The organism is Lysinibacillus sp. OL1 (genome assembly GCF_004332175.1).
Classification (GTDB): domain Bacteria; phylum Bacillota; class Bacilli; order Bacillales_A; family Planococcaceae; genus Lysinibacillus; species Lysinibacillus capsici.
This window is the reverse complement of sequence record NZ_SJDS01000004.1, coordinates 51,766-76,763: the sequence shown is the minus strand read 5'-3', so window position 1 is coordinate 76,763 and position 24,998 is coordinate 51,766. Positions and strand designations below refer to the sequence as shown.

At 37.6% G+C, this 24,998-nt stretch carries 18 protein-coding genes; 4 read left to right on the top strand and 14 right to left on the bottom strand.

What is annotated here, in order from left to right:
- Positions 1 to 184: 184 nt before the first annotated feature.
- The 4 genes from EW028_RS09525 to EW028_RS09510 all read right to left on the bottom strand — a co-directional run bounded on the left by EW028_RS09525 (position 185) and on the right by EW028_RS09510 (position 5,931).
- A complete protein-coding gene (locus EW028_RS09525) occupies positions 185 to 1,054 on the bottom strand; it encodes a GNAT family N-acetyltransferase (protein ID WP_227744919.1) in 870 nt (289 codons plus the stop codon).
- Positions 1,055 to 1,414: 360 nt separating this feature from the next.
- Positions 1,415 to 3,247: an ABC transporter ATP-binding protein gene (locus EW028_RS09520; RefSeq protein WP_131520703.1), complete on the bottom strand. Its 1,833-nt coding sequence runs from the start codon at positions 3,245 to 3,247 to the stop codon at positions 1,415 to 1,417.
- A complete protein-coding gene (locus EW028_RS09515) occupies positions 3,247 to 4,968 on the bottom strand; it encodes an ABC transporter ATP-binding protein (protein ID WP_131520702.1) in 1,722 nt (573 codons plus the stop codon). The genes EW028_RS09520 and EW028_RS09515 overlap by 1 nt, the downstream gene beginning before the upstream one ends.
- A gap of 66 nt (positions 4,969 to 5,034) precedes the next feature.
- Positions 5,035 to 5,931 (bottom strand): DMT family transporter, encoded by an 897-nt coding sequence (locus tag EW028_RS09510; protein ID WP_131520701.1) that lies wholly within the window; start codon positions 5,929 to 5,931, stop codon positions 5,035 to 5,037.
- 186 nt (positions 5,932 to 6,117) lie between these two features.
- Between EW028_RS09510 and EW028_RS09505 the strand changes: the two genes are divergently transcribed.
- On the top strand, positions 6,118 to 8,142 hold the full coding sequence (locus EW028_RS09505; RefSeq protein WP_131520700.1) for an EAL domain-containing protein: 2,025 nt from the start codon (positions 6,118 to 6,120) through the stop codon (positions 8,140 to 8,142).
- Between the two features lie 44 nt (positions 8,143 to 8,186).
- Here EW028_RS09505 and EW028_RS09500 read toward each other — a convergent pair whose 3' ends face one another.
- Positions 8,187 to 8,663: a threonine/serine exporter family protein gene (locus EW028_RS09500; RefSeq protein WP_131520699.1), complete on the bottom strand. Its 477-nt coding sequence runs from the start codon at positions 8,661 to 8,663 to the stop codon at positions 8,187 to 8,189.
- A gap of 12 nt (positions 8,664 to 8,675) precedes the next feature.
- On the bottom strand, positions 8,676 to 9,428 hold the full coding sequence (locus EW028_RS09495) for a threonine/serine exporter family protein (protein ID WP_131520698.1): 753 nt from the start codon (positions 9,426 to 9,428) through the stop codon (positions 8,676 to 8,678).
- A 338-nt stretch (positions 9,429 to 9,766) separates the two neighbouring features.
- Here EW028_RS09495 and EW028_RS09490 point away from each other — a divergent pair, with 338 nt between their 5' ends.
- On the top strand, positions 9,767 to 11,176 hold the full coding sequence (locus tag EW028_RS09490) for a polysaccharide deacetylase family protein (RefSeq protein WP_131520697.1): 1,410 nt from the start codon (positions 9,767 to 9,769) through the stop codon (positions 11,174 to 11,176).
- A 52-nt stretch (positions 11,177 to 11,228) separates the two neighbouring features.
- Here the strand turns inward: EW028_RS09490 and EW028_RS09485 are convergent, their stop codons facing one another.
- The 4 genes from EW028_RS09485 to EW028_RS09470 form a co-directional block, all read right to left on the bottom strand.
- Complete coding sequence (locus tag EW028_RS09485; protein ID WP_131520842.1) at positions 11,229 to 13,325, bottom strand: beta-propeller domain-containing protein; 2,097 nt, start codon at positions 13,323 to 13,325, stop codon at positions 11,229 to 11,231.
- A gap of 127 nt (positions 13,326 to 13,452) precedes the next feature.
- Positions 13,453 to 14,646 carry an acyl-CoA dehydrogenase family protein gene (locus EW028_RS09480; RefSeq protein ID WP_131520696.1) on the bottom strand — a complete coding sequence of 398 codons (1,194 nt, stop codon included), beginning with the start codon at positions 14,644 to 14,646 and terminating at the stop codon, positions 13,453 to 13,455.
- A gap of 9 nt (positions 14,647 to 14,655) precedes the next feature.
- Positions 14,656 to 15,828 carry a saccharopine dehydrogenase family protein gene (locus EW028_RS09475; protein ID WP_131520695.1) on the bottom strand — a complete coding sequence of 391 codons (1,173 nt, stop codon included), beginning with the start codon at positions 15,826 to 15,828 and terminating at the stop codon, positions 14,656 to 14,658.
- A 26-nt stretch (positions 15,829 to 15,854) separates the two neighbouring features.
- Positions 15,855 to 17,333, bottom strand: coding sequence for an aldehyde dehydrogenase family protein (locus tag EW028_RS09470; RefSeq protein ID WP_004229708.1), 1,479 nt, complete (start codon positions 17,331 to 17,333; stop codon positions 15,855 to 15,857).
- Between the two features lie 579 nt (positions 17,334 to 17,912).
- Between EW028_RS09470 and EW028_RS09465 the strand changes: the two genes are divergently transcribed.
- The gene (locus EW028_RS09465; protein WP_004229711.1) at positions 17,913 to 18,713 is read left to right on the top strand and encodes a TIGR00266 family protein; all 801 of its coding nucleotides are present in this window, start codon (positions 17,913 to 17,915) and stop codon (positions 18,711 to 18,713) included.
- A gap of 38 nt (positions 18,714 to 18,751) precedes the next feature.
- Here EW028_RS09465 and EW028_RS09460 read toward each other — a convergent pair whose 3' ends face one another.
- From EW028_RS09460 to EW028_RS09445, 4 genes are all read right to left on the bottom strand, one after another.
- Positions 18,752 to 19,714: a 2-hydroxyacid dehydrogenase gene (locus tag EW028_RS09460; RefSeq protein WP_131520694.1), complete on the bottom strand. Its 963-nt coding sequence runs from the start codon at positions 19,712 to 19,714 to the stop codon at positions 18,752 to 18,754.
- A gap of 216 nt (positions 19,715 to 19,930) precedes the next feature.
- A complete protein-coding gene (locus EW028_RS09455; RefSeq protein ID WP_131520693.1) occupies positions 19,931 to 21,223 on the bottom strand; it encodes a globin-coupled sensor protein in 1,293 nt (430 codons plus the stop codon).
- Between the two features lie 294 nt (positions 21,224 to 21,517).
- Complete coding sequence (locus tag EW028_RS09450) at positions 21,518 to 22,354, bottom strand: undecaprenyl-diphosphate phosphatase (protein WP_175400802.1); 837 nt, start codon at positions 22,352 to 22,354, stop codon at positions 21,518 to 21,520.
- 104 nt (positions 22,355 to 22,458) lie between these two features.
- Positions 22,459 to 23,538 carry a metallophosphoesterase gene (locus tag EW028_RS09445; RefSeq protein WP_131520692.1) on the bottom strand — a complete coding sequence of 360 codons (1,080 nt, stop codon included), beginning with the start codon at positions 23,536 to 23,538 and terminating at the stop codon, positions 22,459 to 22,461.
- A 310-nt stretch (positions 23,539 to 23,848) separates the two neighbouring features.
- Between EW028_RS09445 and EW028_RS09440 the strand changes: the two genes are divergently transcribed.
- On the top strand, positions 23,849 to 24,997 hold the full coding sequence (locus EW028_RS09440; RefSeq protein ID WP_004229727.1) for an acyl-CoA dehydrogenase family protein: 1,149 nt from the start codon (positions 23,849 to 23,851) through the stop codon (positions 24,995 to 24,997).
- Position 24,998 lies beyond the last annotated feature (1 nt).

The window sequence follows — 24,998 nt, the reverse complement described above, 5'->3', positions numbered from 1 at the left end:
CTTTCACAACTTTCCACCATGAACTAGGGGCTTCCTTCGGAGGAGACTTCTTCTTTGGCAATGCTGGCATGCGCATGATCACGACTCCTTTCTTAAAGCTTATTAATATTATATGAAGATAGTAGGTGATTATGATAAAAAAGGGCGATGAGTTAATATTAAATACCTCTCATCACCCTTTTTTCTATTGTTTTACATAATAATCAATTTGCTGTGCTTTCATAAAGCCTGCTTTTTCATAGACAGAAAGTGCTTTTTTATTGTCTACTTCTACATCTAGCATGACAAATGCTGCACCAACCTTACTCGCATAATCCTTTGAAAAGGAAAGAAGGGCTGTCCCAATACCTTGTCCTTCACAATTTGGATGTACAGCAAGTGCTGTGACCCACTGGATTTCATTTTCCTTCGCTGTAGTCACTGTGCCAACAATTGCACCATCTCTGTAAGCAACCCAAAGCTCTCTTCCATTTGTTGATGTATTAAAAGCAATAAGCTCTTCTGATTCTTCGGGTAGATCTCCAAAAGCCTCACAATAAATAGTAATCAATTCAGCTTGCTCTCCGTTATAGGCCTGTATATTTATATCACCTCGTAACGTAACAGGCTCTGCTTTTGTTTCTAAAGTCGTTTCTGAAAAACTATAGGTAAAACCTTTGTTTTCAATAAATGTATGCCCATAAGGAGAACCATCAATTACTACAGCTAATTGACCCTCTGCCCCTCTTTCTTTTAGCCCAACTTGTATACCATCAACTAACGCAGTTCCAATACCCTTTTGTCGATATGCAGGTGTCACCACTAATGACCACTCATATGTATGAAGCCCCATTAAGTCGATAGCACTAGCAGCACCAACTAGTAAATCCTTATCATCCTCATACGCTAGTACCATAAAGCCTTTATTCTCGAAAGATCCTGCCATTGGTACGTTCATAATGGTTTCATATACTCGATAATCTTGAACTGTTGCTTCTTCACATAATAACTTTACTTCTTTCAATGTTTCTCCATCTAATGGAAAAGACACAGTCATCACTGAAATATTCATCATTTACTCCGTTCCTGTAACAGACTATTGCCCTATTGTAGCAAGAATGAAAATAAGCTGGCAACAAAATATATTATTACCTGCTATTAATCAAAATATTACTTCAAATAATAGAAAAATAAAAGGATTTATACTATAAAAAGTCAGTAAAATGACTGAAATTTACTAGAAATAATAGCTATAATATAATATACTAATTTTCCAAAAATAGAGATATTTATTCTGTTACAAACTATTACTTTTAAACTATATATCGCTTCCTATTTTAGTATTTTTTTATAATAATTGTACCATTTATTCAAATTAAGAACATTTTTAATTCGATAAAAAGAGCAACTTCAAATGAAATTGCTCTTTTTCCATCTATTCCTCAAGATGGTGTGAGGATGAATGCAGCATTTGTGCATAAAGACCGCCTGATTCGATTAGCTTTTGCTGAGGTCCAGCCTCCACTAATTCCCCTTTATGCATAACTAAGACTATATCGGCATTATGGACAGTATTTAAACGATGTGCGATCACAAAGCTGGTGCGCCCTTGCATTAACGTATCGAGAGCCTCTTGTATCGCCAGCTCTGTCACAGTATCGATACTGCTTGTTGCTTCATCCAATAGTAAAATTTTTGGATCAGCAATAAGAGCCCTTGCTATAGAAAGTAATTGCTTTTGGCCTTGGGAAATCTCGCGTCCATCCGCAGCAAGAATAGTATCATATCCATCCTTTAGTTTCATTATGAAATCATGTGCATTAGCTTGCTTGGCCGCCTCTTCAATCTCTGCATCACTCGCATCCAGTCTACCATATCGGATATTCTCGCGAACAGAAGCCTCAAACAAAAATGGATCCTGTAAAACAAAAGCCATCTGTGAACGAAGGGATTGTCGATCAATTTGCTGTACATTTATACCATCAAATAATACCTCTCCCTTTGAGACCTCATAAAATCTTGCAATAAGTTGAAGGATTGTCGTTTTACCAGCCCCAGTTGCACCAACAAGCGCTACCGTTTGACCAGGTTCCACTTTAAAGTCTACATTTTTTAGTGTGTATCCTTCTTCTTCTAGTTCATATTTAAAGTACACCTGCTTAAACGATACATGTCCCAACAGCTGATGCTTTTGTGCTGACACATTTTCTGCCTCTGGTTGTTCATCAAGTAAGGCAAATACACGTTCTGCACCAGCAATGGCTGACAGTACCGTATTAAACTGGTTTGCTAAATCATTTAAAGGACGTGTAAATTGTCGTGCATATTCAGTGAATATAACAATTACCCCTATCGATACATGTCCATATAACGCAAGGACACCTCCTACGCCTGCTACAATGGTAAAGCTTATGTTATTTAAGAAGTTCATAACCTTAGGAATATAACCTGAATATGTCTGTGCCCAAAAACCAGTTCTTTTTAAGCGCAAACTTTTTTCACGAAATTCTGCTTTCATTCGCTCCTCTTGTGAAAATGCCTTTACAATCCGCTGTCCTGAAATGGTTTCTTCTATCATCCCATTTAAGGCGCCAATAGCTACCTGCTGTTCTTTAAACAGTGGTGCTGTACGACGTGTAATCCATCGCATCGCCCAAAACATCAGTGGAATAATGATCATCGTCAGAACTGTCAGCAATGGGCTTAAACTGAGCATAATAATGACGGTTCCTCCAAGCGTAAGTACACTTGAAAATACCTGAATAAAGGAACTGTTCAATGTTGAGCTGACAGCTTCAATATCATTCGTCATTCTACTCATCAATTCGCCATGCTGACGACGATCAAAGAATGCCACTGGCAGTCGTTGAAAATGAGTAAATACACTTGTCCTTAATCTATAGATCGTTTGCTGGGCGATGCCAATCATCCAATAGTTTTGTAGGAAAAGTGAAACGGCTAATAACACATAAATACCAATTAATAAGCCAATCCCCTTACCTAAGCCTGAAAGCTCGCCATGCATAACATAGTGATCAATCATTTGACCGATTACATAAGGACCAACCAAAGCTAATATGGAGCTAATCATCACTAATAAGAGCACGACAATGAGCAGTGCACGTTGTTCGTCGACAATTTTCCATAACCGCAGCAATGTGCTTCGCCAATCAGCTGCACGTGGCCCCTTCTTTTTCTTCACAACCTGTTTGAGATCATCTTTTGTCAAAAGCGGTTCATAGCCAAAAGGTTTCTGGAAAAATCCCATTAATCCTCCACCTCCTGTTGAGAGATAGCTATTTTTTTATAAAGCGAGGAAGTCTCTAAAAGCTCTTCATGTGTGCCATAAGCAACTACTTTTCCAGCATCAATCAGTAAAATGCGATCTGCACCTTTAGCTGTACGTATTTTTTGCGTAACAACAAGCATCGTTGCTTTTTCTTCACTCAGTGCCGCCCACAAAGACTGTTCAGTTTTAACATCTAAAGCACTTGTACTATCATCAAGCATTAAAATATGTCCTTTTCTCAAAAGGGCTCTAGCTATAGATAACCTCTGCTTTTGCCCCCCCGATAAATTAACACCTTTTTGCCCAACCTTGGTATCATAACCATTTGGAAAATCTTCAACAGATGCATGAATTTGCGCCTGCATTGTAGCCTGTAATACAGCATCCATTTCAGCCTGTGTATCTCCCCAACGCACATTATCTGCAATACTTCCTGTAAATAACAATGACTGCTGAGGGACATAGCCAATCACTTCCCGCAACTCTTGTAAATCCCAATGTTGAACATCCTGACCTTCCACAAGTATTCTGCCTTGCGTTACTTCATAGAACCGGGGAATGAGTTGTAATAATGTTGATTTCCCTGCACCAGTTGCCCCCATAATCGCTAGTTTCTCGCCAGACTTAACTTGAAAGCTCACATCTGACAGAACAGGAACATCCCCTCCTGGATAAGTAAAACTAACATGGTCAAAGGTTAATTCTCCATACTGTGTTGCATGACCTACTTCTTCTAAAAGGGACGTATCTTCAACCTCATTTTCAATGGAAAGGATTTCTGCCATACGTTCTGCAGATGCCTTCGCACGTGCGTAGAAGATAATAATAAAAGCGAACATTGAAAATGAGCCTGTCATACGCATTGCATAATTCACAATAGCCACAATATCACCAAGTGGCGTTGTTCCTGTAGCAATTTGTTTTGTACCAAACCATAAAACTGCGAGCAGACTCATATTCATAATAAACAAAAGAACCGGCATAATATATTCCATTATGCGTAATGCCTTCACAGTATCAACCTTTAACCGTACTGCAACTTCATCAAAGCGTGTAGCCTCATATGCCCCTCTTAAGTAAGCCTTTACTAACCGTATCGCCTGTAAATTCTCCTGTAAAACTCTGTTTAAACGATCCACCCTCTTTTGTACACGCCCAAAATAAGTCACACCTTTTGCCACCATAAAAATAAGAAAAATAAAAATGATCGGTGCACCAATAACTAAAAATAAAGCTAATTTCGGATTTACGACAAAAGCCATAATAATGCTTCCTATCACAGCAAGTGGCGCTCGAAGCATAATACGCAAGCTCATAAACAGCACAGTTTGTACTTGTGTGACATCATTTGTTAATCGAGTAATAAGCGATGCAGTGGAGAATTTTTGATAGGTTGCTAGCGTAAAGGATTGAATCCTATCAAACATGGCATTTCGAAGATCATACGAAAAGCTTTGAGCTGTATGTGAAGAAAAATAAGAATTAATAACGCCCGCCAGAAAGGCAACGAAAGATAGCCCAAGTAAAACAGCCCCCCATTGCAAAACCATTCCTTGATCTTGTGCCCTTACTCCCTCGTCGATTATTTTTGCCATAATGAGTGGCTGCACAAGCTCAACAAATAACTCTAAAAGCATTAAACATAAAGCAAAAATAGCTGTCCATTTATATGGCTTTACATAGGAAAAAACCTCTTTCATATTCTTTCCCCCTTGTTGGTAGATAAAATTTAAAGGCAGTCAAAAACTACTAACACTATAGTATATTTATGCTTTCTCTCCCGCTATTGAAAGCCACGTTACACAAACAAGCATAACGAATACTCCTATTAATTGCCAAAAACCTAATGAAGTACCAAAAACAATAACAGAAATAACCATCGCAGTTAATGGCTCAATACTAGAAAGAATGCTCGTTTCAACTGCTGTGATGTATTTCATACTACTTAAAAACAATATAAAAGCTACTGTTCCAAAAAATATTAAAGTAACTAATAACATTAAAATTTTAAAATCTACTAGAACAACCCATTGACTGGACTGCTGCCAAACACGGCTTACTAAGCCTAAAGTGAAGCCACCCACCAACATCCCCCAGCCCACTACTAAAAGCACACTCCACTCCTTCATTAAGCGTGCAGGATACAAGGTGTAAAATGCAAATGTTAAGCCTACTCCTACTCCCCACAACAAGGCTTTTGGACTAATAAGTAAACTTTCAAATGATGCATTCGTTAGTAACAGAAATAACCCTATAAGGGTACCAATAATACCTAACACTTGATATTTTGGTGGCCATTTCTTTAAACTAAGAGAGACATACGCGACAACAAATATTGGCGCTAAAAACTGTAGTAAGGTAGCAAGCACAGCATTACTTTCATTAATTGCAGCAACAAATGTAAATTGGACACCAAGCATACCTGCAATACCAAAAACTATGAGTTGCCTCCCCCATAGCTTGTGCTGCCAAATTCCAAAAATATTTTTTCCTGTTAACAATAAATATGTAAGTAGTAATATACCTGCAACCGATAAACGGATTGTTAACATAAAGGATACAGTCAAAGGTGTATGATTCAGCAACCACTCCATTAAAGGGCCAGTTGCTCCCCATAACATAGCACCTGAGACGATAAATATTATTCCTTTTAAACGTTTCATACCAATCCTGCTTCCTATATACGTACTAAAAATTGTTACTTTTCTTCAAAACATTTCTTGTACTTCACTAGAAAAGTCCTATTATTTTTTACTATCAAATATTTACAAATATATTCATAATGACTAATTCCCGATTATTATCTATAATATTAGTATATATTGATTACCCAAGGAGATCGAATAATCATGAGTCATATGCATAAATCATTTACGATTGATGAACATTATTTAAATTCACTTCCTTTTCCTGCAATTATCATTAATCAAGATGGACAAGCAACAGTCTGGGGAAAGAGTGCTGAACATCTGATTGGCTTATCAGCTAATGATATTAAAGGAAATACTACTCCATCTATACACGAAAATCTACTGCGTCAGCTTCCTGTTGAAACATTTCAATCTATTTTACAAAATGAGGACAGTACGTATCTAGAAAAAATTCAAGTACACACAACTTCAAATGCAGAAATAACAACAGCTCTGCTAGCTAAACCTTTTACAGATGAGGGAGAGCGTTTTATTCTATTGATTTTTATGCTACCAGAATTAATGACGCAGGCTATCTCTCAATGCAATACCTTTGTAAATCTTAAGCAAGGTTTAGATGCGACCTTTATGACTGTTACACTCGATCACGATGGATTTATCTTGGAATGTAATAATGAATTTCTAAAAACAAGCCAATGGACACCAAAGCGTGTTATCGGCAAAACCTTTTGGCAACTGTTCCCTGATAATGAAGTGAGTGAAAAAATAACACATACGATCTGGCGTAATTTAAATAATGGTCATACATGGCAGGGAGAAGTTGAAAAAATCACAAAAACGGGGCAATCCTATTGGGTGCTACTAACGGCTATCCCTCTCTTTAATCTTGAAACAAATGAACAACAATTTATCCTAATTGAAAAGGATGTAACAAAATCAAAAACGATTCAACACCAACTCGAAAAAATTGCTTACATCGATACAGAAACTGGTTTGATGAATGCACATCGACTTGAAAAAGTAATCACCAATATGATTGACGATGAGAGACACTTTTCATTTGTTTATCTAAGTATTGATAAATTTTATACACTTAAAGAATTACATGATCAACAAATCGATCAAAGCCTGATTGTTGAATTTACAAATCGTATAAAAATGTATTTCCAAGATAGCACGATGGCTCGTATAAATGAAAATGATTTTGTTGTCATCACGCCTTTAAGTGAATGGTTTATTCAAGGCTTTTTATCTTACTTACAACAACATCCGATTTACAGCGGCAATATTGCTGTACCAATTTCTATAAGTGGCGGCATAACTAGATATCCTGAGGATCAAACAACATTCTCTCAGCTTATGAAGGCATCCATTGCTACTATTTCAACAGTCCGTGAGGCTGGCGGAGATAAAATTGTTTCTTTATCAACAGCAACACATAAAGCTTTAAATCGTAAAGCATTAATTGAAAAGCGCTTACTCCAAGCACTTGACCAAAAAAACTTGAAGGTACTCTATCAGCCACAAATCGATGTGTATGCTGGAAAAGTTACTGCTGTGGAAGCACTGGTACGTTGGGAAGATGAGGTAATAGGTGTCGTAACGCCTGATGAGTTAATTCCTATCGCTGAAGAAACAGGTCTAATTAATAATATTGGGTCCTTCATGCTGGAAAGGGCTTGTGAACAAGCATTACTTTGGAAAAAGGCTGGCTATGATTTAAAAGTATCTATTAACTCTTCTGTACGCGAATTCCGTGATAAGAATATGGCAAAATCTATACTTGAAATGATTACAAAAACAGGTTGTCCAGCGAACCTATTACAAATTGAGATTACTGAAAAATTTGCTTTAGAAGCTGAAGCCGCAACGTCTATTGCACAGCAAATGCGTAAGCTTGAAAACGAAGGCATTTCCTTTGTATTAGATGATTTCGGTACTGGCTACGGCTCATTTAGGTATATGCAAATTTTACCAATAAGTACATTAAAAATCGATCAAACGTTTACAAATTCACTCTTGAAATCCGAAAAGAGCCAAAAGCTTATGAATGGTATGGTTCAACTAGGTAAATCCATGGAATTGAAAGTGGTCGCTGAAGGTGTAGAAACAGCTGAACAAGCAGATCTATTAATTACTTATGGCTGTGATGCCATTCAGGGCTATTATATTAGCAAGCCTGTTACACCTGAAGAGATTGAACTATTATTGACTAAACAATAATTAAAGAAGAAGGAGACTGCGTCCATTTTGCACGCAGCCTCCTTCTATTTTTTATAAACCTTTTGTAATTTTACTTTACTTGAACGAACTGAGCGGAATATGAGTTGAATAATTACTTCTGCAAAAACTAGTCCAATAACAATAGCACCTGTAATTAAAAATGCCTTTAAGCCATATTGCAAGCCTTGTAAGTAATCATCCTCTACCACATTTCTCATTGCATTATAGGCCATGCCCCCTGGCACTAATGGTATAATTCCCCCAACAATGAAAATAATCATGGGTATTTTAAAACGTCTGGCATATAAATGAGCCACAATGGCAATGACAAATGAGCCAAAGAAAGAAGCTTTGACAACATCCATGCCTTGCTCTGTTAGAACGTAGTATATAATCCAGCCAATTACCCCAACGAGTCCGCAATGAAGTAGTGTTTTTCTAGGAACATTAAAAATAATGGCAATCCCCGCTGTCGCAAAAAAACTAACTATTAATTGTATAATAATATCCATCATATGCATATTGTCCGCCTCCTAAAATCCTAGTGTGACGGCAATTGCTGCACCAATAGCAAAGGCTGTTAAAAAGGCCTCTGCTCCCTTTGCCATCCCTGACATAAAATGACCTGCCATTAAATCACGAACAGCATTTGTAATCAAAATACCTGGTACGAGTGGCATGACGGAACTAATAATAATTTTATCAAGTTCAGTACCATAACCATACTTTACTGCAAAGAAGGCAACAAAGCCGAGGACGAGTGATGCTGTAAATTCAGAAAAAAACTTTACCCTTGTTAAATGATTAATGATTATAAGTACTAGGAAACCTAGCCCACCTGCTAAAAAAGCTACCGGAAAATCTGACCATCCACCCTTAAACATAATAAGGAAACAACCACTAGCAAGCGCAGCTGCCAAAACTTGCAAATAAGTTGGTAAAAAATAATTTGTTTTTTGTATCGACTTTAACTCGTCATAAGCTTCTTCTAATGTTATGATTTGAGATGTGAGTCTACGAGATACTGAATTTACCAAGGCGATTTTTTGCAAATCTGTAACCCTACTGGGAATTGATGTAATTCTTGTTGGCTGTGTCTTGCCTAACGAAAAAATGATGCCAGTTGGTGTGGCATAACATTGAGCATTCGGCATATTTTGAGAATGTGCCATACGTAGCATCGTATCCTCTACGCGGTATGTTTCTGCACCACTTTCAATCATAATGCGTCCTGCAAGCAACAAACAGTCAATCGTAAGTTCATTATCCGCATCTTGTAAGACCATTGCAGCTATCTGCCTCCTTCAAAAAGGTTCCTTGCCAATATTAACGAACTGCCAATAAAAACTCAACTGAAAATTTTTCATAAGCAATGGATTATCTTTCAATTTATTTTTACAGTTACACTAATATTACGCATGTGTTTTTTCTATTTTAGTAGGTATTTTACAACCTCTTAAATAGAAGTACAACTACAATTAATTCGCTGATTCTTGAAGAAAAAGTGACCTTAATAAATTTCCATAAAATTACATAAAAAGATTCTAGATTTGTATAACTTTTTTAATGACTGGCACGTCTGATTGTATAGAAAATAAAAAAAGAGGGGAGCGTATCCAAAACCATGCAGGAACGCAGAAAAAGACGCGGTCCAATAATTGATTTCTTATTACTTAGCCTTATTGTGACCTTAACAACTATTATACTTTTTATTATCCTTTCAAAGGATGACTTTAAGTTTCAAAAGATTAGTGCTTCAAAAGAATCCGAGACGGAATCGGTGAATAGTCATTTATCGACCGAAAGTTCTGCGTTTCCAGGCATACGTATTGTTACGGACGTTTCAAATGACAAACGAACACCATTTGCTATTCATTACCCGCAAACAGATAACGAGGTTTTTAATGATGCCGTATTACAATACATATCGGATTCAAAAGAAAACTATCTAACATCGATGAAGAAAAATAAAGATAAAGAAGCTATGGGTGAATTAAATATTAGTCTTGAAACTTTTCCATACCGAGAGCATTACTATTCCTTTGTGCTTACAAAAATGCTATATGTAGGTGGAGCCAATCACGAAGTCTCCACAAAAACATACTTCATTAACAACGAAACGGGCGAACAAATTACGATTCAAACGCTCTTACAAAATGATGAGAATAACTTATCTACGTTGGCTGTAAATGTTCGAAAGGATTTGCAAAAAAACCTCCAATTAAAGGATGAGCTTTTCAACGATGAACTATTAAAAGCTACAGAACCCAAATGGTCTAACTTCAATCGCTTTGCTATTGTTGACGATTCATTACAAATCTATTTCGATGAATATGAGATTGCTAGTGGAGCAGCAGGTACCCCAATAGTGAAACTACCCCTTTCGCTTATTAACCCATTGTTAGCCTCTGAATTTCAGATCGCAATGGAAAATGTAAAACCAATTAATCCACCACCAACTGGTGATCCGAATAAAAAACGTATTGCTTTAACATTTGATGATGGTCCACATCCAAAAGTGACGGAGCAAATTTTAAATATTCTCGATAAGTATCACGCAAAGGCTACTTTCTTCATGCTCGGTAGTCGTGTACAATACTATCCTGACATCGTAAAAGATGTTCTTGCGCGCGGTCATGAAATTGGAAACCATTCGTGGAACCACCCTGTCTTAACAAAGCTTACGCAGGAACAAGTGATGAAAGAATATAACACTACTGCCACTGAAATTGAGAAGGCAATCAATCAAGGTGCTACAGTTTTTAGACCACCATACGGTGCAACTAATGACACAATTAATGCTGAGATTCCTATCCCTGTTGTGCTATGGACAATTGACACATTGGATTGGAAACATCGAAATGCACAGCAGCTATTGCCACACGTAAAAAATAATTTACACAATAATGCCATTGTCTTAATGCATGATATTCATCAATCCACTGCAGACGGACTTGATGCTGTTCTTGCCTATTTACAAGAGCAGGGCTATGAATTTGTGACTGTGTCCGAGATACTGCCATATCGCCAATAGTATTTACAAAGAAAAAGTCCAATGAATTTCGATATTCATTGGACTTTTGCAATTATTTTATTGTTAAAGTATCTAAAGGCTTGAAGTCATTTAACTGATAGCTCTTCACTTCGTTACGCGCTATTGTATACAGCGTATCATCTATATAGACAACACGTTGTACAACCTGCTCCCAATTTTCATAGGCCTCATTATTATTACGATTGATTATATTTCCTTTCAATACAATCCCTTTCTCTGCAGTAATCTCATAAATTTGAGCACCATGACCTTGATAGACAACCTCGTCTCCCTTACCTGCCTCATACAGTACTACAGGGAAGCCAAAATAGTTGAATTCCTTATTGCGGAATAGCGCTTTAGGATTGTATTGCACTTCAGAGGAAGAACCTTTTCCACCAATTTTTACGGTTGATTGCTCTTTCGGATTTCGGAAATCTGATACATCAAATAGGGACATCTTCATATTGGTTGTCACAGTAAAATTACGTTTTGTATACGAATCATAGCGTTGCTCCGTATCATAACCAATACCAATTAAATGCTTATCATCTAATGGATGTAGGTAATTACTGAAGCCAGGAATCTTCAATTCCCCTAGTACTGCAGGCTTTTTCGGATTCGCTACATCAATGACAAATAGTGGATCCACTTGTTTAAATGTCACCACATATGCTTTTTCTCCCATAAATCTAGCTGAATATATCTTTTCTCCAGGCGCCATATCTTTTACTGAACCAAGCGGTTTTAAATGTTCATCCAAAATAAAGAGATGGTTATAGGAAGTACTTTTCTCATTCCACGTATTACCTTCTGTTGTAAAGATTCGGAAGTTCCCCTTATATTCATCCATTGAATACTGATTTAACACAGTTCCCTTTACTTCCGTACTTCCGACAAAGTTCAAAGTCGTTCCATCTACATTCCACTTGAAAATTTGAGTGTCGGCTGACCTCGGTAACCAAATCATATCCATGACGCGCTTTTCAGATGAAACATCAATATTACTTTCATACATTGGTGTCGTTAAATACAGGGCGTTCTCTGACATATAAAGACCACTACTTCCACCTAAATACCCTTTCGTATTGGCCGTTGTCTTAGCTCCATTTTTTAAATCGACAGCTGTAATTAAACTATAGGTACCATCCATCGTATTTGGTAAGATTGAGATTTTTTCTAAAGGCAGACTTTTGTACTCTGGCCCTGCCATACTATCAAATGTTTTAGGCTTTAAATCGGTTTTATTGTTTTCTTGTAGCATCCAGTAATTTGGATACATATTTCCGATTAAATATAATGTATCATTCGTTATGCGAATATCCTGCAAGAAGCCTTCTTGCCCAACATCACGTACATGCTTTGGATTGCTTGGATTTGAAATATCATAAATTGAGGCTGTTACCATAGCTGTGCCAGCTTTTTCAATATATTGATCCCCGATAGCAATTAATAGATTGTCATATAGGGCAAGCTTAGAAATATATTGGGAATCTTTTAATTTGATACTTGTAGCCACCTTTAAATTCTTAGGATCTTTAGCATTCACAACTGTAATGCTCTGATCTTTTGCAGTGTAAATAAAGCCATCTTTGACAACTACAATGTCTCCCTCTTCTACCCCTTCTACTTGATTATTAGTTGTAGACTCATTATTAGCGGTTGCTTTATCTTCACTTGCTGTACTTTGTAAGCTCTCTTCTTCTCTAACTTCTACTCTTTGAGTTGTTAACAACTTTTTAAAATACTGCTGTAACTCTTTCTCCGATTTAACGGCTGTTAATGTCTCGATAATTGTAAACGGGATTGTCTGCGAAGCTACATTCAGTCCGCCTTGTGCAAAGGCCTCCTTTTTTACATGCAATTGATAATTACCTGGTGCTAACTTATTGACCACTATCGTTTTTTGATCTTCCAACAATTCAATCGTTGCAGGTACTTTGCGTCCTTTTTCCGTAGTGATATAGACATATTCCTCAGTTATTTTGTTTTTCTTTAAAGCAACTGAAAAAGATGCTTGCCAGTTTTGTGTTGCCATACTTGCGCTAGCCGCCTTTGCCGTCACATCTGTATTCACTATCCATGTAAAAATTCCAGGCACGATAGCTAGAACGATTATCAGCATAATTGCGAACCATTTACTTTTCATCATTTTTCCTCTCCTTCATATACTTGTTTATTAATTAGACTAGTAAAAAAGAGGAAAGTTACATTTTTCTGAAATTTTCAAGTTAAGGCACTACCAAAAAAACGAGAGGGAAACACTTCCCTCTCGTTTATTCTTCAAATGGCCATTTAGGCAACATATTTTTTAATGGCTTATCTTGTCGTCTTCCCAATACATAATCTGCTTGCATAATAGTATGAATTTCGCGAGTCCCTTCATAAATGACTGGTGCTTTGGAGTTTCTTAAATAACGGGCAACTGGATACTCGTCTGAATAGCCATAGGCTCCATGAATCTGTACCGCATCATCCGCAGCCTTATTCGCAAAATCACAAGACTGCCATTTTGCCAATGATGTCTCTCGAGTATTTCGAACACCTTTATTTTTCAATTCTCCAACTCGATAGACAAGGAGACGACTCATTTGATAGCCTGCTTCCATATTAGCAATCATTTGTCCAACAAGCTGATGCTCACCAATAGGTTTACCAAATGTCTCCCGTTCATGGCAGTATTTCACACTAGCCTCTATGCAAGCTTGGATCAAACCAACAGCACCTGCTGCTACTGTAAATCGACCATTATCTAGCGCAGACATGGCAATTTTGAAACCCTCGCCCTCTTCACCAAGTCGGTTTTCAATTGGCACGCGTAAATCTTCAAAAAAGAGCTCACCTGTATTACCAGCACGAATACCATATTTTCCTTTAATCGCTTTAGATGTAAAACCAGCCATGGAACGTTCTACAATAAACGCACTAATTCCATGATGTTTCTTCGATTTGTCTGTATAGGCAAATACGATAAAGTTGTCTGCAATATCACATAAGGAGATCCACGTTTTTTGCCCATTGAGGATATAATGATCTCCATCACGGACAGCAGTTGTTGACATAGCAGCTACATCAGACCCAGCCCCAGGTTCTGTGAGACCAAAAGCTCCAATCCGTACACCTTTAGCTTGCGGAACAAGGTATCGCTGCTTTTGCTCTTCAGTCCCCCACTGCATTAAGGTCATGCTATTTAAACCTGTATGGACAGATACGGCTGTACGAAATGCCGTATCTCCCCGTTCAAGCTCCTCACATACGATAGCAAGTGCATTATAATCCATGTCACTACCTCCGTATTGTTCAGGAACACAAACCCCCATTAAGCCAAGCTCAGCAAGTCTGGACCAAATTTTAGCATCAAAGCCACCTTCAGCATCCCATTTTGCAATATAGGGAATGATTTCCTCATCAACAAACTGTCTTACTGTTTTTCTTAGCATTTCCTGTTCAGTGGACATTTCAAAGTTCATGGTCAGCACCTACCATTTCACAATCATAGCAGACTTATGTGATGTCTCTTTAATGACCACACCTCGTTTAGCCATCTCTTCAATATACGTATCACCTGGCACGATTGCTTCAGGCGGGAATACACCATGCTCTGTAATAGCACCGGCACCAATCATCTGAGCAACAACTGAAATCGTATTTGCCGTAGCACGTGCCATAGCTGTTTCATTAATAGTCATATCTTTACGTACAACCATTTCATATTCATATGTCACCTGCTGTTGGGCCTTTTCACCTGCTACAATAACACGTAACAATACAGCATCAGGTTTTGAGCCCAATTCAAGCTTCTTTTTGAGAGCCTCTCGTACGACTGCACGAACAGGCACTTCTTGATTATCCACTTCTACCTTATTCGCAGAATCAAGGAAGCCCAAGTCTGCTAAAAGTTTAAATTTCTCAGCATGGCCTTTATAACGGATGGTTTTATATTCTAATGTGCGGACATTTGGGAATGTCTTATACAATGTGGAGATACCACCAGATGTATAAAATGCCTCAAGCACACCGAAATCATCAAAATAAATAGGTTCAACGCCTGATAGGGATGGAACTTCTTCAAGCTTGCCCTTCTGTATCGTTTTTGAAGGCTCAGTATAATGATCGAAAACGCCATCTAAAGAAAATACGCGTGTATAATGAAGCGGAGGCTTTGGCTCAGTTGGAATACCACCAACAAATAGTTTAATAGATTCTACTTCGTCTAATTTTGAAGCACCATAGCCCGCTAGAATATTGATCATGCCGGGAGCAACACCTAGGTCAGGAATGATTGTAACACCTTTTGCCTTTGCTTCCTCATGTAAATCTAATATCTTCTCTGTAACGCCACCGATATGACCACCTAAATCAACGGAATGAACGCCTGCCTCAATAGCTGCTCTTGCTACTCGTTCATTGAACGAATAAAACAATGCATTGACGGCAACATCCCCCTTCGAAATAACGTTCATTAATGAATCGTCACGTTCTGCGTGTAGTTCTACCACTTCTACCTTATCTGTATCTAGCGTATCTACAAAGTCCTGTGCAACTTTTACATCGATATCACCTAAATACACGCGCTCCACTTTATCGTTTTTTATTAAATCACGAGCTACCTCTTTCCCCATTAAACCTGCACCTAATACAACAACTTTCATCAAGAACATCCCCTTTCGTTGATCTGTTACTCTGTATCGATTTGTGCTCTTTGTAATTTACCGCTGTAGTCTACATAAATACTCTTCCACTCTGTGTATACATCTAGGGCTGCTACACCTGAATCACGGTGTCCATTTCCTGTCCCTTTAGTACCTCCGAATGGCAAATGAATTTCAGCACCTGTTGTGCCAGCATTTACATAAACAATACCTGTATCTAAATCACGTTGTGCGCGAAAAATTGTATTGACATCTTGTGAGAATATTGAGCTAGATAAGCCAAATTTCACACCATTATTTACTTCAATTGCTTCTTCCAAACTTGCCACTTCAATTAGAGATACGACTGGACCAAAGATTTCTTCTTGAGCAATAATCATGTCAGGCTTCACATTTGTAAACAATGTTGGCTCATAATAGAACCCCTTATCATAAGGTGGTTCATTTAGTATCCTGCCACCTGCTAATAATGTAGCACCCTCTTGTTTACCTATCTGTACATAGTGATTAATTTTTTCCAATGCTGCTTTATTAATCACTGGCCCGATTTTTACTCCCTCATCTAGACCATCCCCAATTGTGAGCTTTTGCATTTCATCTAAGAGACGTTTCTCTAATTGTTCTTTTACATCTTTATGCACAATGACTCGGCTACATGCTGTACACCTTTGCCCAGCAGTACCAAATGCGCTCCATAAAATCCCTTCTGTAGCTAGCTGTAAATCAGCATCATTCATGACAATAACAGCATTTTTTCCACCCATCTCTAAAGAAACCTTTTTCAAATGCTTCCCGCCAAGCTCAGCTACTTTACTGCCTGTTGTTGTAGAACCCGTAAACGAAATAACCTTGACGTCAGGATGTTCAATTAATGCTGTGCCTACTGTAGGTCCTGTACCAAATACGATATTAGCGACACCATCTGGTAAGCCTACTTCCTCAAAGATTTTACCCATTTCATAGGCCATCATTGGAGTCTCATTAGACGGTTTCCAAATGAATGTATTCCCTGCAACAATGGCAGGAAATGACTTCCACGTGGCGATAGCAACAGGGAAATTCCAAGGTGTAATGAGTGCTACAACGCCTATAGGTGCCCTTACACTCATAGCAAATTTATTGGCAAGCTCAGACGGTGTTGTTTCACCAAACAATCTACGTCCTTCACCAGCCATATAGTATGCCATATCAATTCCTTCTTGAACTTCTCCTCTAGCCTCTTCAATGACCTTGCCCATCTCTTTTGTTAAAACGGTCGCCAAATGTTCTTTTTTCTCTTTCATTTTTTGACCGATGGCATATAAATAATCTGCACGTTTTGGTGCTGGTATAAGTGCCCAGCTCTTTTGTGCTTGTTTAGCAACAGCTACAGCCTCACCTACCTCGTTCGAAGTAGAGCGCGGAATGGTAGCAAGCTGCTCACCGTTTGCAGGGTTCGTCACTGCTATACTTTGTAAATGTGAATGTGTGATCCATTTACCACCGATATAGTTTTTAATCTCCACTACATACACCCCCTGAAATACTCTATGATGCCTCAGCTGTTGTACCAGTCGTATTCCATAGGTATAAGTCTATGAATTTAACCAGAATCCTTTTCGCCTTAGGATAATTGTGTCCGAGTAGTGGAGTGTGCTTGCACGTTTCACTATTCGTGACAGCTACCAGTGGCTTTATCTCCATACAATCAATAGGTGATCCCCACCAAAACAATAAATATCTCATTAGGAATCTTGGATGAACGGAGATAAAATATGTCAAAATTCCGAATTTTCAATATACACCACACCTTGTAATACTAGCATTTCAATAATAATCGGTGACAACTGCCAGAGGCTTTATTTCCACTTAACTTCCTTACCTCAATATAGAGGATGACTTCTGAATTTAGAAGCCTCTTAAGGTTATGTATATTCACAATACCCTTAGTTAAATGAAAATAAATAATACACATTCTAGTTTTTTATATTCGACATTTTCTAACTAATTCCCTTTTTTTCTAAAATATTTAATTTTCTATTGAAACCAATGTAGCTTATAATCGTATACAATATCATTAAATTTATTTTTGGAGGAATCCCTTTATGAATAATCATGAAATTGACTACAAGTTATTTGGTGACGACATGCAATATGTGCAAGTTGAGCTTGACCCTCAGGAAACAGTTGTTGCAGAAGCAGGAGCGTTAATGATGATGGATGATTCGATCCATATGGAAACTATTTTTGGTGACGGCTCACGAGGTGGCTCACAAAGTGGTCTAATGGGTAAATTATTAGGTGCCGGAAAACGCCTAATAACAGGCGAGAGCTTATTCATGACAACATTCACAAACGTTGGCTCAGGTAAGAAGCATGTTTATTTCGCATCACCATACCCTGGGAAGATTATTCCGATGGATTTAAGCCAATTAAATGGTAAAATTATCTGTCAAAAAGATGCATTCTTAGCTGCTGCTAAAGGGGTCTCTGTAGGCGTTGAATTTCAGAAAAAAATTGGAGTAGGCTTCTTCGGTGGTGAAGGCTTCATTATGCAAAAGCTAGAAGGTGACGGCATGGCGTTTGTTCATGCAGGAGGAGCCATTCATGAAAAAACATTACAACCAGGTGAAGTTTTACGTGTGGATACAGGATGTCTTGTAGCAATGACATCCAATGTAGATTACGATATTGAAATGGTTGGAGGCGTAAAAACAGCCCTGTTTGGAGGCGAAGGAATCTTCTTTGCTACATTACGTGGTCCTGGAACAGTGTGGGTACAATCATTACCATTTAGCCGTTTAGCCAGTCGTGTCTTTGCAGCTGCACCTATTTCGCAAGGTGGCGGCGGTCAATCTAAAGGTGAAGGCGGTATCGGTGGCTTATTCGATTTATTCAATAGATAAAAAAATGGAGCATATCTTTCACCGATATGCTCCTCTTTTTAATCAATTCGATTGGATATTGCCTTTCCTTGTCCATAAGCAGTCAAAGCTTTTACATTTAACATGAGCATAGCCGTTCTCGTTTCTAATGACGCGCTACCGATATGTGGCAGAGCTACTACATTTGGAAGTGTTAATAAAGGATGATCCATCGCAATTGGCTCTTGTTCAAACACATCTAGTCCTGCAGCCCAAAGCTTCCCATTTTTAAGAACATCGTACAGCGCATCCTCATCAATAATTCCACCCCGTGAGGCATTAATTAATACCGCATCTTCCTTCATCAAAGCAAGTTCCTTTGCACCAATGAGCCCTTCCGTATCACTATTATAAGGTGTCATAATCACAACAAAATCAGATTGCTTTAGTAGATCCTCCAGCGAAACATACTGAAAGCCATACATTTCTTCTGCTTCATGACGACGTCTGCGATTATTATACAAAATTTTCATATCAAACCCTTTTGCTCTTCTAGCAACAGCTTGGCCAATTCTTCCCATGCCAATAATGCCAATTGTGGCTCCTGAAACATCCTTGCCAACCAGTTGCATTGGATACCAGCTTTTCCATTTGCCCTCACGTAAATATCTTTCACTTTCTGGAATTCTACGAGCAGTTGCAAGCAGTAAGCCAAATACTAAATCCGCAGTTGTATTAGTTAGAACTCCAGGCGTATTTGTCGCCATAATGCCTCGTTTTTTTAAAGCCTTCACATCGATATTATTATATCCAACTGCTAAATTCGTCACTAATTTTAAGTTGGGGGCATGCGAAAGTAATTCTTCATCTACTTGGTCAGCTATCGTTACCCACAGTACCTCACAGTCAGCGACAGCTGTGAGCAATTTTTCACGTGGAATCACAATTTCTTCCTCATCCCATTGTGAGATTTCATAAAACTCCTGTAGCAGTTCAACAATATGTGTAGGAAACTTACGTGTTATAAATAATTTCTTTTTCATGCTCCAAACACCCCTCTACTCAATTCCCTAATTCGCCTATAGCGTAACACTTAAAACAAGCATTTTCTAGGGGTTTTGTAATCTTCCTCTTTCTATAAAATTTGTTATTAGCTAATTCATCAGCCTATTAGTTGATTTATCCATAAAATAAGACCTTTTATCCTAATTCACATACTAAAAAACTATGCATAGATAGTATGCATAGCTATGTTTCTTTTAAAACTCTCTTATTGTTGTATTTAAGCGATTAGCCACCCCCGCTAATTCTTCCGAAGATTCACCAATCGATTCAATAATAGTAGCTAATTCAGATACTTGATTATCGACTTTTTGGAAATTTGAGATCGAATTTTCTACAGAGCCAGAAATCGCATCAAAAGCTTTTAGAGATTCAGCATTACGTTCGATACTACTATTTACAAGCTCCTGTATGTCCTGAATAGCTTGTACAACTTGTGTTGTGATACCATTTGACGTCATGATTAACTCAGCAATCTGTTCAACAGAACTTTTCGTTTGATCCGCAAGTTTGCGTACTTCGTTTGCAACAACTGCAAAGCCTTTACCATGCTCACCAGCACGTGCCGCCTCAATTGCAGAGTTTAACGCAAGTAAATTTGTTTGCCCAGAAATACTTTTCACAATTTCTACAACGGCATTTATTTTCGAAGAGGATGCATCTAATTGCTCCACCATATTTGCCATTTCTACGGTCTTATGATGAATCTTCCCTGTTTGCTCATTAATAGATATTATTTTAGTATAGCCTTCACTAGACACTTTTTGCATTGATTCTGCTTCATACATACTTTCCTTCAAAGAAACGTTGACACGCTTTGCGCTATATACAAGTTCTGTTACTGTTTCAGTCGTAGTTTGTGATTGAACCTCTAATTGTGTAGAAATTCCGCCTATAACATCCTTTACATGGTCCCTAACATTATTGCGTTGTGTTTCAATTAGTATACTTGCATAGCTATCATATTCTTCTAAAACGATTTGTTGTTCAAAATTACATATTTTACTGATAGCATCACAAAACTTCTCTTCTTCGCCCTTTGGTAATCGTAGTTCATAGACTATTTTGCGAAGTGATTTCTCAAGTATTTGAAATGCAGCTAAATACCATTTCGGATATAAATTAATCTTTACATGCATTTTTGCCACACGTCTTCGCTTCTCTAAAAAGGCTTCATCTATTCGCCCCTCAAACATTTCAATAATATGATGACGTAATGTCTGACGTAAACGTTCGCTGGAGCTATGTGATTGAATGACCTTTTGTAAGGTAGGAACACTTTCTATTGCATGATAAAATGCCACTACCACTTCTACTACATTTCTTTCTACATATGGTTTTAAACTATTAATCAGCTGAAGATCATGCACACTTAACCCTACAAGATTTAATTGTAGTAAACGGTCTGGATCTTCTATAAAAATACCGATTGTTGTTTCATTGCTTATTTCAATTGTACTTTTCTTAGATCTATTGATAAGTTGAAACATTTTCTCCACCTCATATATTTAATCATATACCTTACTAAGTCTATATTCCTACTTTTTATAAAAAAACAACAAATAATTAGACACTTTATGTATCAATTATAATCTCAAAACATCTAAATGAACAATATGTAGGTAAATGTTGTCTAATATTATTATAATTTGCTATTAATTTATGCCGCAACATGATTCTTTATACTCATTATTTCTCACTTTATTGAAAAAACGGATGGATGATTCAATAATTTTAACGCAAAAAAAGCCACTGCTTCTTGAAGAAGAAGCGTGACTTATTGTTTACATGAAAATGATAACGCAAAGAACTGCGGCTAAAACTAAACGATAAATGGCAAAAGGCATTAATTTTACCTTTGAAATAAGCGCTAAGAAAAACTTAATGGACAGTAATGCAAAGACGAACGAACTAATAAATCCTACAGCATAAAAGCCAAAATAGTCCATTGATAAAGTATCCCAGTTTTTCAAAACGGATACGAGGCTAGCTCCTGCCATGATTGGCACAGCCATAATGAATGTAAAATCGGCTGCAACACGGTGACTCATACCAAATAGTACCCCACCTGAAATCGTTGCACCTGAACGAGAAAAACCTGGCCATAGAGATAGGCATTGTACAAGTCCTACCTTAAATGCTAAACCATAAGAAATCTTATCTAAAGAATCTACTTTTGGTTTTCTCGGTGCCAACTTATCTGCAGCAATCATGAGAATTGCTCCTGCCACGAGTGCATAAACAACATGCTCTACTTTAAAAAGATGGTCGTCAATAAAATCCTTGAATGCAAAACCTAAGACAACTGCTGGTAGCATACCAACAATAACATGCAATAAGTTAAAGCGGCCATTTATGGACTTAGCTTGACCTTCAATTTTATATAAACCAACTAAGCTTAACATACGTTTCCACATAACTACAATAACCGCTAATATGGAACCAAGTTGTACAACAATTTTAAATGTGTTGGCAGGATATTTCCCTAAAAACTCCTCAGTCTTTAACCACATATCATCCACGATAATCATATGCCCCGTAGAAGATACTGGTGCAAATTCTGTCATACCCTCGACAAAGCCTAATATTAATGCTTTTAATAACTCTATAATTTCCACCATGTCACCTTACCTTTTTTAATCAAATACCCACTTATTATAAAATACTACGTTTTTATATACTACTGCCATTTCACCTAAGAAGCCGATTGTTAGATTATCACATACTATTTAAATGTTATATCTACTACCCAAAGCTCTGATCTACTGCCAATTCGCATCGGTGGGCCCCAGAAGCCATAGCCTGATGAAACAAGTGTATGCATCTGTTCCTTCAACTTATAACCATAATCCAGTTCAAATACACGAGCTGTTATAAATTGATTCGGCCACAGTTGTCCCTTGTGTGTATGACCAGACATATGTAAATCAACGCCCATTTCAGAAGGCGTGATCAAGTCGTCAGGTGTATGATTCATTACAAGCCATGGTAAATTAGCAGAAGGCTTTAGTACCTCAAGTGGTTTTCTTTCTTTATTCGTTCTGTCCTCTTGCCCTGTTAATATAAACGCATCTTCTATAAAAATTGTTTCATCTAGGAGCATTTTCACATTGGCATTTTCCATTTCCTTAATAAATTCAGGAATTTTTTTGCCATAATATTCATGGTTACCTACTATACCATATGTTCCATATGTAGATGTTAATTGCTTCATGACATCTGCCATACCCTCTTGAACAAACCATTTAGGGTCATCGTCCACAATATCCCCAGCTAACAACACGATATCTGGTTGTGCTTCATTAGCTAAACTTACAAAACGTTGTAAATGTCGTTTATGTGATAAAACACCTAAGTGAAAATCAGATGCTACAACAGCTCTTAGTGTGTTTAACTCACTATCTTGTTTATCAACATTTATTTCTAAATGACGAACGACTGGAGAGTAGGCTAAATAGGAGCCAATGATACTTAACAAGAATAGGATTGCTACTGCTATACTACCTATTATTTGCACATTTTTAAAAGGCGTAAGCCAAATAATGAATTGTGCAACTAAACATAGAAATAAGCCATATTCAAAGATAAACATCCAATAATTACTGATTACAGAAAACACTCGTAATGACTCGTGTAATCTTCCGATTATAATACTAAAAGCAACAATATACAGCAATATCCAAAATAATACTGGAAAACGAAACCACCCCATTGCTACAAGCCACTGCTTTACTCCCCACCCTAAATAGAAAGTCAAAGCACTATAAATACTAATTAAAAGAACAGCGCCGATTACTTTTGGCATAACCAAGTCCTCTACTTTCTTTCTATAATTTAATTGATTATACCATTATACTTATCAATCATATTGCTTATAGCACTTGAATAATCTTCTAGAGAAAGTGGGAACTTGTCCATTTATTCTATGACAAATTTAAGTTTACCTTTTCATTTCATTCGTTACTCTCGTTTTACATGACATTTCACTGTATATAGATGACATTTTCGTCATTTACATACTAAACGCCACTTTTATTTTCTCATTTCTTCCAGTAAAAATAGTAGGTGAACGAGCAAATTCGCGTATTTACGAAGAAAAAGGGGTGCTATTTCAAATGACACGATATAAATTTGAAACAACAGAGCATGAGCTATTTCGCAAAACCTTTCGTAAGTTTTTAGCTGAAGAAGCTGAACCGCATTATGCACAGTGGGAAAAGGATCATCTTATTCCGCTTTCTTTTTGGCGTAAGCTTGGTGATATGGGTTATCTTTGTCCACAAGTAGAAGAACAATATGGTGGACTAGGCTTGGATTTCAGCTTTGGCGTCATCATACAAGAAGAACTTGAACGTATAGGCTCAAGTCTTATCGGGGTTGGCCTGCATAATGATATTGTTGTCCCGTATATCGAAGCATATGGTACACACGAACAAAAATCTCGTTGGCTGCCAAAATGTGTTACAGGCGACTATATAACAGCTATTGCAATGACGGAACCAGGTACAGGATCAGACTTGGCAAATATCAAAACGTCAGCCATTCGTGATGGGGACCATTATATTGTAAATGGTCAAAAAACCTTTATAACAAATGGCATCCATACAAACTTAGCAGTTGTCGCAGTAAAAACAAATCCTCAGGCTGAGAAAAAACATCGTGGTATTAGCCTACTTGTTATTGAAGAAGGCACACCTGGCTTTACAAAAGGAAGACAGCTCGAAAAAGTTGGTATGCATGCCCAAGATACAGCTGAACTCTATTTTGAAGATTGTCGAGTACCTGTTCAAAACCTACTTGGCGAAGAAGGCAAGGGCTTTCATTATATGATGGAAAAACTGCAGCAAGAGCGATTAGCAGTAGCGATTGCCGCACAAACAGCCGCTGAGGATATGCTTACGCTAACACTAGACTATGTGAAATCACGTCAGGCTTTTGGCAAAACAATTGGTGACTTCCAAAATACACAATTTAAAATAGCTGAAATGGCTACTAAAATCGAGCTTGGTAAATCATTTTTGGAATCATTGATTGAAGAGCATATTGCAGGCAATGATGTTGTGACAAAAGTTTCTATGGCAAAATACTGGATTACCGAAAATGCACGTGACCTTGCTACGCAATGTATGCAATTGCATGGTGGCTATGGCTATATGGAGGAATATAAGATTGCTAGAAGATATAGAGATATACCTGTTATGTCGATCTATGCGGGTACTAATGAAGTCATGAAGGTTATTATCGCCAAAAATTTAGGCCTATAAT

Excerpts from the sequence above, each read along its gene's own strand:
- EW028_RS09525 (WP_227744919.1), bottom strand. The coding sequence starts at position 1,054 with ATGATGAATATTTCAGTGATGACTGTGTCTTTTCCATTAGATGGAGAA.
- EW028_RS09520 (WP_131520703.1), bottom strand. The coding sequence starts at position 3,247 with ATGGGATTTTTCCAGAAACCTTTTGGCTATGAACCGCTTTTGACAAAA.
- EW028_RS09515 (WP_131520702.1), bottom strand. The coding sequence starts at position 4,968 with ATGAAAGAGGTTTTTTCCTATGTAAAGCCATATAAATGGACAGCTATT.
- EW028_RS09510 (WP_131520701.1), bottom strand. The coding sequence starts at position 5,931 with ATGAAACGTTTAAAAGGAATAATATTTATCGTCTCAGGTGCTATGTTA.
- EW028_RS09505 (WP_131520700.1), top strand. The coding sequence starts at position 6,118 with ATGAGTCATATGCATAAATCATTTACGATTGATGAACATTATTTAAAT.
- EW028_RS09500 (WP_131520699.1), bottom strand. The coding sequence starts at position 8,663 with ATGCATATGATGGATATTATTATACAATTAATAGTTAGTTTTTTTGCG.
- EW028_RS09495 (WP_131520698.1), bottom strand. The coding sequence starts at position 9,428 with ATGGTCTTACAAGATGCGGATAATGAACTTACGATTGACTGTTTGTTG.
- EW028_RS09490 (WP_131520697.1), top strand. The coding sequence starts at position 9,767 with ATGCAGGAACGCAGAAAAAGACGCGGTCCAATAATTGATTTCTTATTA.
- EW028_RS09485 (WP_131520842.1), bottom strand. The coding sequence starts at position 13,325 with ATGAAAAGTAAATGGTTCGCAATTATGCTGATAATCGTTCTAGCTATC.
- EW028_RS09480 (WP_131520696.1), bottom strand. The coding sequence starts at position 14,646 with ATGAACTTTGAAATGTCCACTGAACAGGAAATGCTAAGAAAAACAGTA.
- EW028_RS09475 (WP_131520695.1), bottom strand. The coding sequence starts at position 15,828 with ATGAAAGTTGTTGTATTAGGTGCAGGTTTAATGGGGAAAGAGGTAGCT.
- EW028_RS09465 (WP_004229711.1), top strand. The coding sequence starts at position 17,913 with ATGAATAATCATGAAATTGACTACAAGTTATTTGGTGACGACATGCAA.
- EW028_RS09460 (WP_131520694.1), bottom strand. The coding sequence starts at position 19,714 with ATGAAAAAGAAATTATTTATAACACGTAAGTTTCCTACACATATTGTT.
- EW028_RS09455 (WP_131520693.1), bottom strand. The coding sequence starts at position 21,223 with ATGTTTCAACTTATCAATAGATCTAAGAAAAGTACAATTGAAATAAGC.
- EW028_RS09450 (WP_175400802.1), bottom strand. The coding sequence starts at position 22,354 with ATGGTGGAAATTATAGAGTTATTAAAAGCATTAATATTAGGCTTTGTC.
- EW028_RS09445 (WP_131520692.1), bottom strand. The coding sequence starts at position 23,538 with ATGCCAAAAGTAATCGGCGCTGTTCTTTTAATTAGTATTTATAGTGCT.
- EW028_RS09440 (WP_004229727.1), top strand. The coding sequence starts at position 23,849 with ATGACACGATATAAATTTGAAACAACAGAGCATGAGCTATTTCGCAAA.